Genomic DNA, 17,613 nt, shown 5'->3' on the forward strand with positions numbered 1-17,613 from the left:
CGGTGCGCCGAGAAATGGTGCTTTTGCGCTACAGCTTTGGTAGCGGCCAGGTTCAGCGGGTGGGCGGCGCCGGCGCAGCATCTGGCGAACGCGGGGCCTGGGCTTCATTGGCCCGGGCCAGCGCGGCCTTCACCTCCTGGCCCAGTTCGATCACCGCCATCGCGTAATAGCTGCTCTGGTTGTAGCGGGTGATGGCGTAGAAGTTCTGGGTGCCGGCCACGTAGCTGGGCGGCTCGCCGCCGTTCTGCAGCTCGACCAAGGCCAGCTGGCCCTTGAAGTCCAGCGCCGGGCCCGACAGCACCGCGCCCTTGGCGCTGAAGCGGGCCACGCTGAAGCTGGGCAGGATGTCGGGCGCCAGCAGGGCGTCCATGTCGGGCTTGTCGCCAAAGCCCACACTGAAATGGGTGGGCAGGCCGGGTTCCCAGCCATGGGCGCGGAAATAGCCGGCCACCGAGCCGATCACGTCGGCCGGGCTGTTGAACAGATCGACCTTGCCGTCGCCGTCGAAATCGACCGCGTGGCGGTTCCAGCTCGACGGCATGAACTGCGGCCAGCCCATGGCGCCGGCGTAGCTGCCCTTGGGCGCCAGCGGGTCCACGTTGCTGCGGTTGCACAGGCTCAGAAACTGTTCCAGCTCGCCGCGGAAATAGGCCGCGCGTTCGGCCGCCCGGGGGTGCTCGGGCGGGAAGTCAAAGGCCAGTGTGGTCAGGGTGTCCATGACGCGGAAATTGCCGGTCTGCTGGCCGTAAATGGTTTCCACGCCCACGATGCCCACAATGACCTCGGCCGGCACGCCGTACTCGCGCTCGGCGCGCTCCAGGCTGGCCTGGTTGGCCTGCCAGAAGGCCACCCCGGCGGCGGTGCGAAAGCGGTCGATGAAGCGGCTGCGGTAGACCTGCCAGTTCTTGGGCGTGCCGCTGGGTGCCGGGGTCATCAGCTTGGGCACGATGGGCAGGTAATTGGCCTGACCAATCGCCTCGCGCACCCAGGTCCGGTCGAGGTTGCGGCGCTCGGCCAGGTCGTCGGCGAACTGCATCGCGTCCATGCGGGTGCTGTAGGCCGGGCCGGCCACGGGTGGCTTGGGGGTGGCGCGGTCAGCGGTTTTCTTTTTCAGTGCCTTGTCTTTTCTGGTGGACGGGGCCTTGGCTTTTTCTTTGGCCTTAGTTTTGGCCTTGGCTTTCTGGCTGTTTTTGGCGGTGGGGGGCGGGCTGGACGTGGCCTGAGCGGCCAAGGGCAGGGTCAGCGCGGTGGCCAGGGCCAGCGTGTGCAGCAGGGAAGGGGAGAAGAAAGAGGTCATCAGGGGCGGCCCTCGGCGGGCCAGCGCAATTGGTGGAAGTCGCGCCGCAGTGTACCCAGCCGGGCCAGGGGGTGCGGTGCATAGCGTTGTGATTCCAGGGCCAGCAGCCAGTCGTGCAGCGGCTGGGCTGCCGGCCCGAACCGCCGCAGCGCGGCCTCGGCCATCTGGCGCGGCGGGCTGGCGGGGGGCAGGTCCAGCCCCCGGCGACGCAGCTTTTGCCGGGTGTGTTCGAGCAGACGCAGCCAGGGATCGTGCTGGCCACGCTCCCACCAGGCCCACAGCGCGCCGGCCAGGCTGACCACGACGATCACACCAATCAGCAGGTAGCTCAGGTCTTGCCAGCTCGGGGTGTCGAAGCCCAGGTTTTTCAGCAGGCCGAACTGACGGCCCTGGGTGTAGTTGAGCACCCACTGGTTCCAGCCGTTGTTCAGCGCCTCCCAGCCGGCCCGCAGCTGGCCCAACAGGCCCGGGCTCAGCGTGCCCAGCGCCGTGCCAAAGGCCGAGGCGATCACGCCGCGTGGCAACTGCAGCCGCTGCAGGGCCCCCACCCGGCTGGGGGCCACGGCAGCGGTGGGGTCGACCCGCACCCAGCCGCGCTCGGCCACCCAGATTTCGGTCCAGGCATGGGCGTCGCTCTGGCGCACCGTCCAAAAACCGTCCACCCCGTTGCGTTCGCCGCCCTGGTAGCCGGTGACGACGCGGGCCGGCACGTCCAGCGCCCGCATCAACACCACAAAGGCCGAGGCGATGTGTTCGCAAAAGCCGGCCTTGGTGTCGAACCAGAACTCGTCGGCACTGTGCTGGCCTGCCACCCCGGGCTCCAGCGTGTAGACATAGCCGCCGCTGCGCAGCCGGTCCAGCACCGCCTGGGCCAGCTGGTCGTGGCTGGCGTTGGCCAGCGCCGGGTCGCGCCGCATCTGGGCGGCCAGCGCCAGCGTGCGCGGGTTGAAACCGGCCGGCAGCTCGATGTCGTCCTGCAGGCGCAGGTTCATCTGGCGCGGGCCGTGGCGGAAGCTGGGGTAACTCTGGGCACGGTAGCGCACCAGGTCGGTCACCGGCCGGTCGGTCAGCCATTGCAGGTCGCCGGTCATGCGCAACTCGTGCCCCGGCACCACCGGGGCCTGGGGCGTGGCTTCCAGCACAAACACCCAGGGCCGGTTGTTGGGCTCCAGCGTCACCTCGTAGCCCACCGGTGCACCGCTCACCTGCAATGTGGCGGGTGCGGCGCGGCGGCCCAGCAGGGCGTCGGACGGCAGCGGCCGCCATTCGCGGCCGTCGAAGCCCGACAGCACCGGACCACGGAAATACAGCTCGGGTTGTGCGGGCGGGGTGCCGTCGAACTTGATGCGCATCGCAATGCCGTCGTCGAGCACCAGCTGGGCGATGTTGCCCACCACCATGCTGGACGACAGCCCGCTGCGCCCGCTCAGGCCGTCGCTGGGAATGCCCCACAGCGGCGCCATGCGGGGAAACAGCACAAACATCACCGCCATGATGGGTGCGCCCAGCAGCACCATCCAGCCGGCGGTGCGGGCCGCCTGCCACAGCGAGGGTTTGCCCACCACCATGTGGGCATTGACCAGCGCCGTCAGCAGGCCCAGCAGGCCCAGCAGCATGGCGGCCGCGGTGAGCAGCGACTGCGAAAAGAAGAAATTGGTGAGCATGCAGAAAAAGCCCAGGAAGAACACCACAAAGGCGTCGCGCCGGGCGCGCAGTTCCAGGGTTTTCAAGGCCAGCAGCACCACGGTGAGGGTGACACCGGCGTCGCGGCCCAGCAGGGTCTGGTGGGTGGCCAGCGTGGCGGCGATGGTCACCCCCAGCACCACCAGCAGCCACCACTTGCTGGGCAGCGGCCGGGCGGTCAGTGCCAGAAAGCCGCGCCACAGCAGCACACTGGCTGCCAGCAGCGTGCACCACAGCGGCAGGTTGCGCACCTGGGGCAGCACCACCCAGGCCACCACGGCCAGCAGGAACAGGGTGTCGCGGCTGTCCCGGGGCAGGTTGCGCAACCAGGGTGGGAGGGTCAGGGCCATGGCTCAGGCCAGCGCGAGGGTTTCCAGGCAGCGCCGCTTGTGGGCCTCGCCGCTGGACGGGGGGATGGCGGTGGCCTGCAGCCGCAGGCCGTAGTCCAGACCCAGGCGGTCGGCCATCAGCACCCAGGCGCATAGCCGGGACAGCCGCTGTTCGGGGTTGTGCAAGCCGGTCTGCTGCCAGTCCAGCCACAGCTCGTGGCGCTGGGCCTGCTGGCTGTCGCGGCTGACCAGGGCGTTGTTGCCACCCTCGGGCGTCTTGGCGGCTTTTTTCCAGACCACCAGCTTCATGGGGTCACCGCGCCGGTAGGCCCGCACACCGTCGAATTCGCCGCTGGCGCTGGTGCGGGCCCCACCCGCGGTGCCGCCGCGCGGCTCGCCGGGGGGCAGGGGCGGTGGTCGCAGCTCGGCCTGCGGGTAGACCAGCAGCTGCGCGGCCGGCCGCCAGACCGTCCAGACCCGGAAGGTGCCCAACGGAAACCGGGTTTCCGCGGTCAGCGTGGGCAGCCGGTGCCGACCGCGGCGCGGCGCGGCGCAGGCCACCTGCAGCGTGGCCTGGCCCTGGGCTGGCACGTCGGTCCAGGTCCAGTGGTCGGCGCCCAGCACGCTGAAGCCGATGGCGTGCCGCACCGCGCGCTGGGGGTTGTGCAATTGCACCGTCACCGGCGCGGCGCTGCCGGCAAAGGTGGGTTCGGGCGGCGACAGCGACAGGCTGAGGCCACGCAAGGTGCCATGGCAGACATGCATGCCCACCACCGCGCTGCCGGCCAGCATGAAGGTCAGCAGATAGCCCAGGTTGAGCTGGTAGTTGATGGACGCCACCAGCAACACCCCCAGCGTGGCGGCCAGCATGAAGCCGGGCCGGGTGGGCAGGATGTAGACGTTGCGCTGGGTCAGCGTGAGGCGGTCTGACAGTGGCAGCCGGGACTGCCACCAGCGGGTGAAGCGCCGCTGGACGAAGCCTTCGCGCTCCCCGGCGGGGCGCGTTTCGCCCTGGGCCGGCCCGGCGGCGAAACCGGGGCTCGCAGAATCGAGCGACTTCGCAGCCATGGGCTATGGCAAAGGAACGGCGTCGATCATCGCGCGCACCTGCTCCACCGCGCCCCGGCCGGCGTCGCCCACCGGAATGAGGCGGTGCGCCACGGTCTGCGGCAGGATGGCCTGCACGTCGTCGGGGGCCACATAGTCGCGGCCGCTCAGCAGCGCCTGGGCCTTGGCGGCGCGCAGCACCGCAATGCCGGCACGCGGGCTCAGGCCTTGCACAAACCAGCGGCCCGAGCGGGTGGCGGCCATCAGGTCTTGCACGTAGTGGATCAGCGGCTCGGCGGCGTGGATGGCCAGCACCTGCTGCTGCAAGGCATGCAGTTCAATCAGCGACAGCACCGCGGGCAGCTGGTCGGCCATCTCGCGGTGGTCTTGCCGCTGCAGCAGCAGCCGTTCGGACGCCCGGTCGGGGTAGCCGATGGAGATGCGCATCAGAAAGCGGTCGAGCTGGGACTCGGGCAGCGCAAAGGTGCCCAACTGGTCGTGCGGGTTCTGGGTGGCGATGACAAAGAAAGGCTGGGGCAGCGGCCGGGTCGCGCCTTCCACCGTGACCTGTTTTTCCTCCATGGCCTCCAGCAGGGCGCTCTGGGTCTTGGGGCTGGCGCGGTTGATCTCGTCGGCCAGCAGCACCTGGGCGAACAGCGGGCCGGGATGGAACACAAAGGCCTCTTTGCCCCGCTCGTAGATGGAGACACCCGACAGGTCGCTGGGCATCAGGTCGGCGGTGAACTGAACCCGCGAGAACTGCAGGCCGAAGCTGCGGGCCAGCGCGTGGGCGAGGGTGGTTTTGCCCACGCCGGGCACGTCCTCGATCAGCAGATGCCCCCCTGCCAGCAGGCAGGCCACACAGTCGCGCACCTGGGTGGGCTTGCCCACAATCACCGTGTTAAGCTGATTCAACAGGGCCGCGAGCCTCGGCTGGGCGTCAAGGTTCGGGGTCGACTGGGTGTTCATGGCAGGACGATAACTGAAAACATTTTCAACATGGGACCGACGGGTTACTTCACGCACAGCGACTGCCTCAAACACGACATGGGCGAGGGCCACCCCGAATGCCCGGCCCGGCTGCACGCCATCGAAGACCGCTTGCTGGTCTGTGGTGTGGGTGACGCGCTGGAGCGGCGCGAAGCCCCGGACGCGCCACTGGCCGACCTGGAACTGGCCCACACCCGCATGCACATCGCGGCGCTGCGCGGCCTGAGCGACCAGCTGAGTGAAGACCAGCAGTCCGGCGGGCCGGCGCTTTCTTACATCGACCCCGACACCGCGATGAATGCCCACACCTGGCGCGCGGCCTTGCGCGCCGCCGGGGCCACCATCGCGGCCACCGACGCGGTGATCGCCGGTGAGCTGGAAAACGCCTTTTGCGCGGTGCGTCCGCCCGGCCACCATGCCTGCCATGACCACGCGATGGGCTTCTGCTTTTTCAACAACGTGGCGGTGGCCGCGAAGTACGCGCTGGAGCGCCATGGCCTGAAGCGGGTGGCCATCGTGGACTTTGATGTCCACCATGGCAACGGCACCGAGGACATCGTGGCCGGTGACGAGCGCATCCTGATGGTGAGCTTTTTCCAGCACCCCTTCTACCCGCACTGTGGCGACCGCTCCACCGCGCCCAACCTGGTCAACCTGCCGGTGCCGGCCTACACCCGGGGCATGGACATTCGCGAGATCATCGATGTTGGCTGGATGCCGCGGCTGGAGGCTTTCAAGCCCGAGATGATTTTCATCAGCGCCGGCTTCGACGCCCACCGAGAGGACGACCTGGGCCAGCTGGGCTTGGTGGAGCAGGACTACGCCTGGATCACCCAGCGTGTCAAAGACGTGGCCGACCGCCATGCCCAGGGCCGCATCGTCAGCAGCCTGGAAGGCGGCTACAACCTCAGTGCCCTGGGCCGCAGCGTGGAAGCCCATTTGCGTGTGCTGGCCGCGGTCTGAACCATGAACGAGCGCCCCATGAACACCTCCCCCGACTCACCGGTGCGCGCCGAGCGCGATGCCCGCGGTGTGCTGACCCTCACCCTGGCCAGGCCGCAGAACTTCAACGCCCTGGGCGAAGACATGCTGGCCGCGTTACAGGCGGCGTTGGACGGCGCCGCCGCCGACCCCACGCTGCGGGTGGTGGTGCTGGCCGCCGAAGGCAAGGCCTTTTGCCCGGGCCACAACCTGAAGGAAATGATCGCCCAGCCCGAAGACCAGGCCCTGGCCTATTACCAGTCGCTGTTCGCCCGCTGCGGCAAGTTCATGCTGAGCCTGCACAAGCTGCCGGTGCCGGTGATCGCCCGGGTCCAGGGCCTGGCCACCGCCGCCGGTTGTCAGCTGGTGGCCCAGTGCGATCTGGCGGTGGCCGCGCAAGACGTGCGCTTTGCCACCAGCGGCATTCACTACGGCCTGTTCTGTGCCACGCCCAGCGTGCCGCTGAGCCGCAATGTGGGCACCAAGCAGGCGATGGAAATGCTGCTGACCGGCGATTTCATCAGCGCCGAGCAGGCCTTGCAGCACGGCCTGGTGAACCGGGTGGTGCCGGCCGATGGTCTGGACGCGGCGGTCGAGGCGCTGGTGACCAGCATCCTGGACAAACCCCGGGTCGCGGTGGCCATGGGCAAGGCGCTGTTCTACCAGCAGCGTGAGCTGGGCATGGAAGCGGCCTACCAGTTGGCCGCACAGACCATGGCCGTCAACATGGTGGACCCGACCGCCCGCGAAGGTGTGCTGGCCTTCACCGAAAAGCGCGTACCCAACTGGCGCATGCCCACCGACCATGGATGAGTTGCGCGCGTTGTTGAGCGACCTGGGCTCGCCCCAGGTCTGGCTGGAACTGGCGGTGCTGGCCGGCTGCCTGGCGGTGGCCTGGCTGGTCAGCTGGGGTTTGGGCCGCAATTTCCAGAAGGACTCGGTCTGGTTCGGCACCAACACCTTGAACGGGGTGTTCTTTCCGGTGGCGGCGCTGGGCCTGATTTACGCGGCCCGGGTGGCGGTGGCCCAGCACCAGCATGGCACGGTGTTGCGGCTGGCCGTGCCGGTGTTTTTGTCTCTGGCGGCCATTCGCCTTTGTGCCCTGGTGCTGCGTGCGGTGTTCCCCCTGTCTGGGGGCATCCGGTTGGTGGAGCGCTTTGTGTCCTGGGTGGCCTGGATCGCGGCGATTCTGTGGATTCTGGGTTTGATGCCTGCGGTACTGACCGAGATGGAGGGCATCACGCTGGCCTTTGGCAAGACCAAGGTTTCTTTGCGCACCCTGGTCGAGGGGCTGCTGTCCAGTGGCCTGGTGCTGGTGCTGACGCTGTGGGTGTCGGCCACCATCGAACGCCGGGTGCTGTACGCCCATGTGACCGATTTGTCGCTGCGCAAGATTGCCGGCAACGTCACCCGGGCGGTGCTGTTGCTGATCGGCATCCTGGTGGCCTTGTCGGCGGTGGGGGTGGACCTGACCGCGCTGTCGGTGCTGGGCGGTGCCATCGGTGTGGGCCTGGGTTTTGGCCTGCAGAAGCTGGCGGCCAACTACGTCAGCGGTTTTGTGATCCTGCTGGAGCGTTCGCTGCGCATCGGTGACTCCGTCAAGGTCGACGGCTTTGAGGGCGTGGTCACCGACATCACCACCCGCTACACGCTGATCCGCTCGGCCGGTGGCCGCGAGGCCATCGTGCCCAACGAGAAGCTGATCAGCGAGCGGGTGGAGAACCTGTCGCTGGCCGACCCGCGGGTGTTGCTGACCACCACCGTCTCGGTGGCCTACGACGCCGAGGTGGCCCAGGTGCAGGCCATTCTGTGCGACGCCGCCGCCGCTTCACCCCGGGTGCTGAAAGACCCGGCGCCGGCCGCACTGCTGAGCGCCTTTGGCGCCGATGGGCTGGAGTTCACGCTGGCCTTCTGGATTGCCGATCCGCAGAACGGGCAGTTGGGTGTTCGCTCCGACCTGCACATCCGCATCCTCGCCGGCCTGCGTGCGGCCGGCATCGACATCCCGTTTCCGCAGCGGGTGGTGCATGTGCGGTCCGACGGCATGCCCTTGCCGGACGACGGCATCGCCAAGACCGTCGCCACTGCGGCCGCAGGGCCATGAAACCGCTTGGAATGGCGTGTCTGGCGCATGGTGCATTTATCGGCTTATAATCAATAAAAGCACGGTCGTTCTATTTTCCACTTTCCCTCGTGGAAACCCTCTGAATTGTCGTCAAGACGCCTTTTGACGACGAATACAATGACAGCCTGCAGTAAGCATCGTTTCAATTACCCAATGGAGACTCAGCAATGAAGGTCTTGGTCGCAGTCAAGCGTGTGGTGGACTACAACGTCAAAGTCCGCGTCAAATCGGACAACACGGGGGTGGACATCGCCAACGTGAAGATGAGCATGAACCCGTTTGACGAGATTGCTGTGGAAGAAGCCGTGCGCCTCAAAGAAAAGGGTGTGGTGACCGAAGTCATCGCCGTCTCCTGCGGCGTGGCCCAGTGCCAGGAAACCCTGCGCACCGCCATGGCCATCGGCGCCGACCGCGGCATCCTGGTTGAAACCGCTGAAGAACTGCAACCCCTGGCCGTGGCCAAGCTGCTCAAAGCCCTGGTCGACAAAGAGCAACCCGGCCTGGTCATCCTGGGCAAACAAGCCATCGACGACGACTGCAACCAGACCGGCCAGATGCTCGCCGCCCTGGCCGAGCTGCCCCAGGCCACCTTCGCCAGCAAGGTCGAAGTGGCCGACGGCAAAGCCAGCGTCACCCGCGAAGTCGACGGCGGTCTGGAAACCCTGTTTATCACGCTGCCCGCCGTCATCACCACCGACCTGCGCCTGAACGAGCCGCGTTACGTCACGCTGCCCAACATCATGAAGGCCAAGAAAAAGCCGCTCGAGACCCTCAAGCCCGAAGACCTGGGTGTGGACGTCTCGCCCCGGCTGAAGACCCTCAAGGTCAACGAGCCCCCGAAGCGCAGCGCCGGCATCAAGGTGCCCGACGTCGCCACCCTGGTGGCCAAGCTGAAGACCGAAGCCAAAGTCATCTGAGGAACCGACAAAATGACCGCACTCGTTATTGCCGAACACGACAACGCCAGCATCAAGGGCGCCACCCTCAACACCGTGACCGCCGCCATCGCCTGCGGCGGTGAGGTCCATGTGCTGGTGGCCGGTGCCAATGCCGGCGCCGCTGCCGCGGCCGCCGCCCAGATCGCCGGTGTGGCCAAGGTGCTGCACGCCGACGCCCCCGGCCTGGAACATGGCCTGTCAGAAAACGTCGCCGCCCAGGTGCTGGCCATTGCCGCCAGCTACAGCCACATCCTGTTCCCCGCCACCGCCTCGGGCAAGAACGTCGCCCCCCGGGTGGCTGCCAAGTTGGACGTGGCCCAGATCAGCGACATCACCAAGGTCGACAGCCCCGACACCTTCGAGCGCCCCATCTACGCCGGCAACGCCATTGCCACCGTGCAAAGCAGCGACGCCACCAAGGTCATCACCGTGCGCACCACCGGCTTTGACCCTGCCGCAGCCAGCGGTGGCGCAGCCGCGGTGGAAGTGGTGGCTGCCACCGTCGACAACGGCCGCTCGGTGTTTGTGGGCAGCGAGATCGCCAAGAGCGACCGCCCCGAACTCACCGCCGCCAAGATCATCGTCTCCGGTGGCCGGGCCCTGGGCAGCGCCGAGAAGTTCAACGAAGTCATGACCCCGCTGGCCGACAAGCTGGGTGCGGCACTCGGTGCCAGCCGCGCCGCGGTGGACGCAGGCTACGCCCCCAACGACTGGCAGGTGGGCCAGACCGGCAAGATCGTCGCCCCGCAGCTGTACGTGGCCTGCGGCATCAGCGGTGCCATCCAGCATCTGGCCGGCATGAAGGACAGCAAGGTCATCGTGGCCATCAACAAGGACCCCGAGGCCCCGATCTTCTCGGTGGCCGACTACGGCCTCGAGGCCGACCTGTTCACCGCCGTGCCTGAGCTGATCAACGCCCTGTAACCCCTGACCATTCGGGCGTCCTTGTGGACGCCCTTTTTGTATCTGTTTTTGGAGACACCCATGAGCTACACCGCCCCCGTCAAGGACATGCTGTTCGCCATCAAGCACCTGGCCGACATCGACCAGGTGGCCCAGATTCCCGGCTTTGAAGACGCCGGCTTCGACACCGCCCAGGCGGTGCTGGAGGAATGCGCCAAGTTCAACGAAGGCGTGGTGGCCCCGCTCAACTGGGAAGGCGACAAGAACCCGTCCAGCTGCAAGGACGGCGTGGTCACCACCACCGCCGGTTTCGCCTCGGCCTATCGCCAGTTCGCCGAAGGCGGCTGGCAAGGCCTGCAGCACCCGGTGGACTTTGGCGGCCAGGGCCTGCCCAAGACCATTGGCGGCCCTTGCGGTGAAATCCTCAACGCGGCCAACCTGAGCTTCGCGCTGTGCCCGCTGCTGACCGACGGTGCCATCGAGGCCCTGATCACCGCCGGCTCCGACGAGCTCAAGGCCACCTATCTGGAAAACCTGATCACCGGCAAGTGGACCGGCACGATGAATTTGACCGAGCCGCAGGCTGGCTCCGACCTGGCGGCCGTGCGCAGCCGTGCCGAGCCCCAGCCCGATGGCACCTACAAGGTGTTTGGTACCAAGATCTACATCACCTACGGTGAACACGACATGGCCGAGAACATCGTTCATCTGGTGCTGGCCCGGGTGACTGGCGCACCCGAAGGCGTCAAGGGCATCAGCCTGTTTGTGGTGCCCAAGTTCCTGGTCAATGGCGACGGTTCGCTGGGGGCCCGCAACGACGTGCACTGCGTCAGCATCGAGCACAAGATGGGCATCAAGGCCTCGCCCACCGCGGTGCTGCAGTACGGCGACCATGGTGGTGCTGTCGGCTACCTGGTGGGCCAGGAAAACCGCGGCCTGGAGTACATGTTCATCATGATGAACGCCGCCCGCTACGGCGTCGGCGTGCAAGGCATTGCGGTGGCCGACCGGGCCTACCAAAAGGCCACGCAGTACGCCCGTGACCGCATTCAGAGCCGGCCGGTGGACGGCTCGCTGCCAGGCGCCGGCCCCATCATTCACCACCCGGACGTGCGCCGCATGCTGATGACCATGCGCGCCTACACCGAAGGCTGCCGCGCGATGGCCATCACGGGCGCCGCCGCCTATGACGCCGCCCATGCCCACCCCGATGCGGACGTGCGCAAGCAAAACCAGGCCTTCTATGAATTCCTGGTGCCGCTGATCAAGGGCTACAGCACCGAGATGAGCCTGGAAGTCACCTCGCTGGGCGTACAGGTCCATGGCGGCATGGGTTTCATCGAAGAAACCGGTGCGGCCCAGTACTACCGCGACGCCAAGATCCTGACCATCTACGAAGGCACCACCGCCATTCAGGCCAACGACCTGGTGGGCCGCAAAACCGCCCGCGACGGTGGCCAGACCGCCAAGGCCATTGCCGCCCAGATCGCCAAGACCGAAGCCGCCCTGGCCAGCCGCAGCAGCGCCGCCGCGCAGGCGGTGCACAAGCGCCTGAAAGCCGCCCGTGAGGCCTTCCTCGACGTGGTGGATTTCGTGGCCGGCAACACCAAGGCCTCGCCCAACGCGGTGTTTGCCGGCAGCGTGCCGTATTTGATGCTGGCCGGCAACCTGATCGCCGGCTGGCAGCTGGCCCGCTCGCTGCTGGTCGCCGAAGACGAACTGGCCGCTGGCAACGACGCCGAGTTCATGAAGGCCAAGATCACCACCGCCCGCTTCTACGCCGACCACATCCTGAGCAAGGCCCCGGGTGTGCGCGACAGCATCGTCGAAGGGGCGGACAGCGTGACCGAACTGGCGCTGGAAGCGTTCTGACCCGGCCGGGCCGCGGTGCGCCGCGGCCCGTTCTCAGGCTGATTTTTGCGTGCGCCCCAAGCGGCGCAGGCGTTGTGGAAAAGACGCCGGGCCCAGGCCAGCATGGTCTGAAGCAGCCCGGCCACTGGAGACCTTGATGTCCAAACTCCCCCCTGTGCTGCAGAACCTCGCGCTGCCGGTGATCGGCTCGCCGCTGTTCATCATCAGCAACCCCAAGCTGGTGATTGCCCAGTGCCAGGCCGGCATCGTCGGTTCCATGCCGGCGCTCAACGCCCGCCCGGCCGCGCAGCTGGAAGACTGGCTGGCCGAGATCACCGAGACGCTGGCGGCCTACAACAAGGCCAACCCCGACCGGCCGGCCGCGCCTTTTGCCATCAACCAGATCGTGCACAAGTCCAACGACCGGCTGGAGCACGACATGGAGGTCTGCATCAAGTACAAGGTGCCGATCTACATCACCTCGCTGGGGGCGCGCGAGGACATCAACGCCGCCGCCCATGCCAGCGGCGCGGTGGTGTTGCACGACATCATCAACAACAAGTTTGCCCGCAAGGCCATCGAGAAGGGCGCCGACGGCCTGATTGCGGTGGCTGCTGGAGCTGGTGGCCACGCCGGCGTGAAAAGCCCGTTTGCGCTGATTCAGGAAATCCGCCAGTGGTTTGACGGCCCGGTGGCGCTGAGCGGCGCAATCTCCACCGGCGGTGCGGTGCTGGCGGCCCAGGCCATGGGCGCCGACTTCGCCTACATCGGCTCGGCCTTCATCGCCACCACAGAGGCCCGCGCGGTCGAGGGCTACAAGCAGGCGATTGTGGACGGCAACAGCGACGACATCGTTTACAGCAATTTGTTCACCGGCGTGCATGGCAACTACCTGGCGCCCAGCATCCGCGCCGCCGGCATGGACCCGGACAACCTGCCGGTCAGCGACCCCAGCACCATGAACTTCGGTGGCGACAAGCCCAAGGCCTGGAAGGAGATCTGGGGCTGCGGCCAGGGCATTGGCGCGGTCACGCAGGTGCAGGGTGCTGGCGAGTACGTGGCCCAGCTGCGGCGCGAGTACGAGGCCGCCAAGGCCAGGCTGTTGCAGCCCGCCATGGCCTGAGGCCGCGGCACGACCCATTCTGCCAACGCGCCTTCGGGCGCGTTTTTCATGGGCGCGGGCGGTCGGGTGCCCTGGCTTGGCAACGCCGGCAGCCCGTCATATACTGTTTAAATGAACAGTATTCCGAGGCCGATCGTTCCACTCAAAGGCCGTGGCAGCGCCACCCGGTTGGCCCACCGCTTTGCGGTGGCACAGCGCGAGGCCTTTGACGACGGCTGGCCCGCAGACGACGGCGACGCGACCGCGCTGCCACCGGCCACCACGGTGACCTTGGAAGACGCCAAAAGCGCGCTCAGCCACAACGATTCACCTGACTTGTACTTCACCCATGGCCTCAACCCCTACCGCGGTTGCGAGCATGGCTGCAGCTATTGCTACGCCCGGCCCACCCACAGCTACCTGAACCTGTCGCCGGGGCTGGATTTCGAAACCCGCATCATCGCCAAACACAACCTGGCGGCCCTGCTGGCCGAGGAGCTGCAAGCCCCTTCCTACCGGCCGAGCGCCATCGCCATTGGCACGGCCACCGACGCTTACCAGCCCGCCGAGCGCGCGCTGGGCATCACCCGTGCGGTGCTGCAGGTGCTGCAACGCTGCCACCACCCCTTGGGCATCGTCACCAAGGGCAGCGGGGTGGAGCGTGACATCGACATCCTGGCGGACATGGCGCAGCGCCAACTGGTCACGGTGGTGGTCAGCCTGGGCACGCTGGACGCCACGCTGGCCCGCACGCTGGAGCCACGCGCCGCCGCGCCCCACCGGCGTTTGCGCACCATCCGCACGCTGGCCCAGGCCGGCATTCCGGTGGGTGTGAGCCTGGCGCCACAAATTCCCTTCATCAACACCGACATGGAGCAGGTGCTGGCCGCTGCCGCCGAGGCCGGCGCCTGTCGGGCCTTCTACACCGTGGTCCGCCTGCCCTGGGAGGTGGCGCCGGTGTTCCGTGCGTGGCTGCAACAGCACCACCCCGACCGCGCGGCGCGGGTCATGGCCCGCATCGCCGACCTGCGCGGGGGCAAAGACAACGACCCACGTTTTGGCAGCCGCATGAAAGGCGAAGGGGTCTGGGCCGATCTGCTGCAGCAGCGCTTCACCAAGGCCTGTGCCCGGTTTGGCCTGAACCGCGAGCGCCTGGCGCTGGACAGCAGCCAGTTCCAGCCGGCACTTCTGCGCGGCCAGGCCAGCCTGTTCTAGCCCCCTGGCGGGTACCAGAAAAAAGCGCGCCCTGGAGCGCGCTTTTTATGGGAGCGGAGGAAAAGCCGTCAGCGCTTCTTGCCACCGCTGGTGGTTGGGCAACTGGGCTTGTGCAGTTGGAGGTTGCCCTGGGCGATGGTGGGGCCGGTGGCGGTGTAGCTGCCGGCGCCGATGGTGAAGGTGTCCACGTTCTTGCCGGGCTCACCGTTGTCGGCCACGTTGATGCTGCAGGCACTGGCGCTGCCGTTCACCGTGCAGTTGTAGCCGATGTTGCGGGCCGTTCCGGTGCCCGAGTAGCTGACCACCGCACTGCCAGCGATGTCGGGGCCGGTGCTGCTGTGGTCCACATACTGCAGGTGGCCTTGCAGGCCGTTGGCCTTCTTGCCACCGACGAAGCCAAAGGTGCCTTTGGCCCCGCTGGGCAGGTTGATGTAACCGCCGCCGGTCATGAAATCGGTCACCGGGCAGTTGGGCACGGTGGTGGTGCCGCAGGAAATGCCCGCCTCGGCACGCGAGACCACGATGTCGGCGCGGGTGGTTCCGGCCAGCGAGCCCTCCACCTTGATGTGCAGCGCGTTGACCACCTGGCGGCCGTTGGCCTGGTACTGCTCATTGACGATGATGGTAGCGAGGTTGTTCACGGTGATGGTCTGGTTGGGGGCACCGGTCACGACGACCGCATTGCCCTGAACCACCAGGTCGGCCACGTTGGCCGAGGCCGAGTAGGCCGCGTTGCCGTTGTTGCACTGCGCCACAGCACCGGCTTGCAACACCCCAGCGGACACCCTCAGCCCGGCCAGGTTGAGGGTCAGGCCGGCAGTGGAGGCCGACGAATCGGTGGTGTTGCCCGAGCCCACCGTCACCCCGCTCAGCACGGCCAGGTCCAGCCCCAGTGAGCCGTTGACCAAGTTGATGAAGCTGCTGTCCCGCATGCCCCCGGTGGTGGCATCCAGCTCGCCGGTGTCGCCGGTGGTGACGTTGACTGTGGCGGTCAGCCCCAGCAAAGAGGTGGTCACCGAGGCCGTCAGGGCGGTGGCGCGTCCGGCATAGGTGTTGTCGGTGGGGGTGGCGGTGCCGCCGGTGGAACTGCCTCCGCCTTTGGGGCCGCCCGCCCAGTTGAGCGGTGAGGTGCCCAGCGCCGCCACAGCAAGCGCCAGCGCGGCAAATTGTTTCCAGGTCTTGGCAGTCATCGTGCTTTCTCCTTCGGGTTGTCCGTTCACATCACTGTGCTGCGGTGTTTCCGAATCGGCGCCGCGCTCGCCGCATCGCAAGCTGTTTCAGCTTGTTACGAGTACCAATTTAGTACTCGAAATGCCATTTTTCTCACGGGTTAACCCGTGAGTAATGGCTTTTCATTCGTTTGGTGGAGCGCGCAGGACCGTGGTTTGGCGGTCCCAGCGCCCGGCCCCGGGGTGGGGCGCTGCGGTGCTCAGCGGGCGCTGCCAGGCTGGCTGCAGCGTGCGTAGAGGTCCAGCGGCGGCTGGTACAGGGTGGTGGACAGGTCGAGCAGACCCAGCACCGAGTGGAAGTAGTTGTCGTGGCTCAGCGGCACATCCCGCTGCTGCTGCAGGCAGCTGGTGCGCAGGCCACGCTGGGCCTCAAAGCTGGGCGACAGCCAGGTGATCCAGGGCACCTCTTTCTGCACCGCCGGGGCAATCGCATAGGGCAGGCCGTGCAGGTAGAGGTTGTTCTCGCCCAGTGACTCGCCATGGTCGGCCACGTACAGCATGGCCGGTGCTGCCCAGCGCTCCTGGGCCTTCAGCCAGGTCAGGGTGGCATTGAGGAAATGGTCGGTGTAGGCAATGGTGTTGTCGTAGGCGTTGAGCAAGGCCTCCGGGCTGCAGTCCTGCAGGTTGTTGCTGGTGCATTCCGGCAGGAAGCGCTTCAGCGCCGCCGGCGAGCGCCGGTAGTAGGCCGGTCCATGGCTGCCCATCTGGTGCAGCACCAGCACGGTGCCGCGGGCGCGCCGGGCCGGGTCCAGGGCCGCCAGACGTTGGTCCAGTTCGTGCAGCATCACCTCGTCAAAACATTCGCCGCCGGCGCACAGCCCTGGCACATTCAAGGCCACGGTGTTGGCGTTGGGCGTGCGGTCGCACACGCCTTTGCAGCCGGTCTGGTTGTCCAGCCACAGCACGGCCAGGCCTGCGTGCTGCAACACGTCGAGCAGGTTCTCGTAATTTTGTTTGCGTGACTCGAAACCTTCTTTGCCCAGGTGCGAGAACATACAGGGCACCGAGGCCGCGGTGTTGGTGCCACAGGACACCGCGTTGCGCTGGCTCACCACGTTCTGTTTTTCCAGCAGCGGCGTGGTGGGACGGCCATAACCATTGAGGGAGAAGTTGCCGCGGCGACCGGTTTCGCCCAGCACCAGCACCAGCAGCGGCGGCTTGGCCTGGGGGGCGAAGCGAGGGCCCAGCTTGGCATCCTGGCCAATCGGTCGCAATTCGCGGGTGTTCAGCCGCAGCGGGGCGGTGGCAATGTGGCCCAAGGCATAAAACGAGTTCAGCGGGTTGATCAGGTAGCGCAACTGGGTGTGGTTGCGCATGTTGGAGGCAAAGCTCTGAAAGCTCAGCACCAGCGCCAGCACCACCACCGCCAGCGACAGCAACAGCTGCAAGCCATTGCGCAGCACCTGCCGACCGGCCGACTGGAACTGCATCGGCCGCCGCCAGACCCAGATCGACGGCAGCACACCCAGCAGAGCGAGGGTGATGAAAAAGCGCGCGCTCAGCAACTCGTTCACTTCGCGGGCCTGGGTCTGCATCACGTTGACCATCATGGTCGGGTCGATCACCACCCGGTAGGCCATCATGAAATGGGCGCCGGAGGCGGCCGACATCAGGAACAGCACCGCCGCGGGCTTGAAGGTCCAACGCCAGGCCAGGAGCGTCAGCAGGGCGCAGGTGGCTCCGGCAATGATGACCCCCAGGGCCAGCGCGAACAGCAGGCCACTCGGGTTGGCCAGATCGGGCAGGTCCAGCAGCTGCTGCCACAGCGCGACATTGCCCACCGTGGCCAGCCACAGGCTGACCAGCAGCGTGGCCCAGTGCGACGACAAGCCGTCCGATGCCATCAGAGCCGACGAGGAGGTAGAGCGGGTTGCGGGCAAAGGATTTCCTGGTGAAAACGGTTCAAAAGGGCGGATTGGGCCG

14 protein-coding genes are annotated in these 17,613 nt (G+C 67.0%); 8 read left to right on the top strand and 6 right to left on the bottom strand.

Annotated elements, in window-relative coordinates; translation table 11 throughout:
* Window positions 1–52: 52 nt before the first annotated feature.
* The 4 genes from mltB to AC4BAR_RS05780 are packed head-to-tail and all read right to left on the bottom strand — an operon-like array spanning window position 53 to window position 5,325.
* The gene (gene mltB / locus AC4BAR_RS05765) at window positions 53–1,297 is read right to left on the bottom strand and encodes a lytic murein transglycosylase B (protein ID WP_490626847.1); all 1,245 of its coding nucleotides are present in this window, start codon (window positions 1,295–1,297) and stop codon (window positions 53–55) included.
* Window positions 1,297–3,330, bottom strand: coding sequence for a transglutaminase TgpA family protein (locus AC4BAR_RS05770; RefSeq protein WP_490626848.1), 2,034 nt, complete (start codon window positions 3,328–3,330; stop codon window positions 1,297–1,299). The genes mltB and AC4BAR_RS05770 overlap by 1 nt, the downstream gene beginning before the upstream one ends.
* Before the next feature lie 3 nt (window positions 3,331–3,333).
* Entirely contained in the window at window positions 3,334–4,377 is a 1,044-nt protein-coding gene (locus tag AC4BAR_RS05775; protein ID WP_490626849.1) for a DUF58 domain-containing protein, read from the bottom strand.
* 3 nt (window positions 4,378–4,380) lie between these two features.
* Window positions 4,381–5,325 carry an AAA family ATPase gene (locus tag AC4BAR_RS05780; RefSeq protein WP_490626850.1) on the bottom strand — a complete coding sequence of 315 codons (945 nt, stop codon included), beginning with the start codon at window positions 5,323–5,325 and terminating at the stop codon, window positions 4,381–4,383.
* A 30-nt stretch (window positions 5,326–5,355) separates the two neighbouring features.
* Here AC4BAR_RS05780 and AC4BAR_RS05785 point away from each other — a divergent pair, with 30 nt between their 5' ends.
* The 8 genes from AC4BAR_RS05785 (at window position 5,356) to AC4BAR_RS05820 (ending at window position 14,461) form a co-directional block, all read left to right on the top strand.
* The gene (locus AC4BAR_RS05785) at window positions 5,356–6,309 is read left to right on the top strand and encodes a histone deacetylase family protein (RefSeq protein WP_490626851.1); all 954 of its coding nucleotides are present in this window, start codon (window positions 5,356–5,358) and stop codon (window positions 6,307–6,309) included.
* 18 nt (window positions 6,310–6,327) lie between these two features.
* Window positions 6,328–7,140 carry an enoyl-CoA hydratase gene (locus tag AC4BAR_RS05790; protein WP_490626852.1) on the top strand — a complete coding sequence of 271 codons (813 nt, stop codon included), beginning with the start codon at window positions 6,328–6,330 and terminating at the stop codon, window positions 7,138–7,140.
* Complete coding sequence (locus tag AC4BAR_RS05795) at window positions 7,133–8,431, top strand: mechanosensitive ion channel family protein (protein ID WP_490626853.1); 1,299 nt, start codon at window positions 7,133–7,135, stop codon at window positions 8,429–8,431. Before AC4BAR_RS05790 ends, AC4BAR_RS05795 begins: the two co-directional genes overlap by 8 nt.
* A gap of 188 nt (window positions 8,432–8,619) precedes the next feature.
* On the top strand, window positions 8,620–9,369 hold the full coding sequence (locus AC4BAR_RS05800; RefSeq protein WP_490626854.1) for an electron transfer flavoprotein subunit beta/FixA family protein: 750 nt from the start codon (window positions 8,620–8,622) through the stop codon (window positions 9,367–9,369).
* A gap of 12 nt (window positions 9,370–9,381) precedes the next feature.
* Entirely contained in the window at window positions 9,382–10,314 is a 933-nt protein-coding gene (locus tag AC4BAR_RS05805) for an electron transfer flavoprotein subunit alpha/FixB family protein (protein ID WP_490626855.1), read from the top strand.
* Window positions 10,315–10,374: 60 nt separating this feature from the next.
* Window positions 10,375–12,165, top strand: coding sequence for an acyl-CoA dehydrogenase (locus AC4BAR_RS05810; protein WP_490626856.1), 1,791 nt, complete (start codon window positions 10,375–10,377; stop codon window positions 12,163–12,165).
* Between the two features lie 136 nt (window positions 12,166–12,301).
* Complete coding sequence (locus tag AC4BAR_RS05815; protein WP_490626857.1) at window positions 12,302–13,267, top strand: NAD(P)H-dependent flavin oxidoreductase; 966 nt, start codon at window positions 12,302–12,304, stop codon at window positions 13,265–13,267.
* 111 nt (window positions 13,268–13,378) lie between these two features.
* A complete protein-coding gene (locus AC4BAR_RS05820; RefSeq protein ID WP_490626858.1) occupies window positions 13,379–14,461 on the top strand; it encodes a PA0069 family radical SAM protein in 1,083 nt (360 codons plus the stop codon).
* 68 nt (window positions 14,462–14,529) lie between these two features.
* On the opposite strand, the gene AC4BAR_RS05825 is transcribed toward AC4BAR_RS05820, so the two are convergent.
* Both AC4BAR_RS05825 and AC4BAR_RS05830 read right to left on the bottom strand, forming a co-directional pair.
* Window positions 14,530–15,651, bottom strand: a complete 1,122-nt coding sequence (locus AC4BAR_RS05825; RefSeq protein ID WP_490626859.1) for a choice-of-anchor P family protein — start codon at window positions 15,649–15,651, stop codon at window positions 14,530–14,532.
* A gap of 239 nt (window positions 15,652–15,890) precedes the next feature.
* On the bottom strand, window positions 15,891–17,570 hold the full coding sequence (locus AC4BAR_RS05830) for a phosphoethanolamine transferase (protein WP_490626860.1): 1,680 nt from the start codon (window positions 17,568–17,570) through the stop codon (window positions 15,891–15,893).
* Window positions 17,571–17,613 lie beyond the last annotated feature (43 nt).

It is taken from the genome of Rhodoferax sp. SPJ4 (assembly GCF_058216275.1).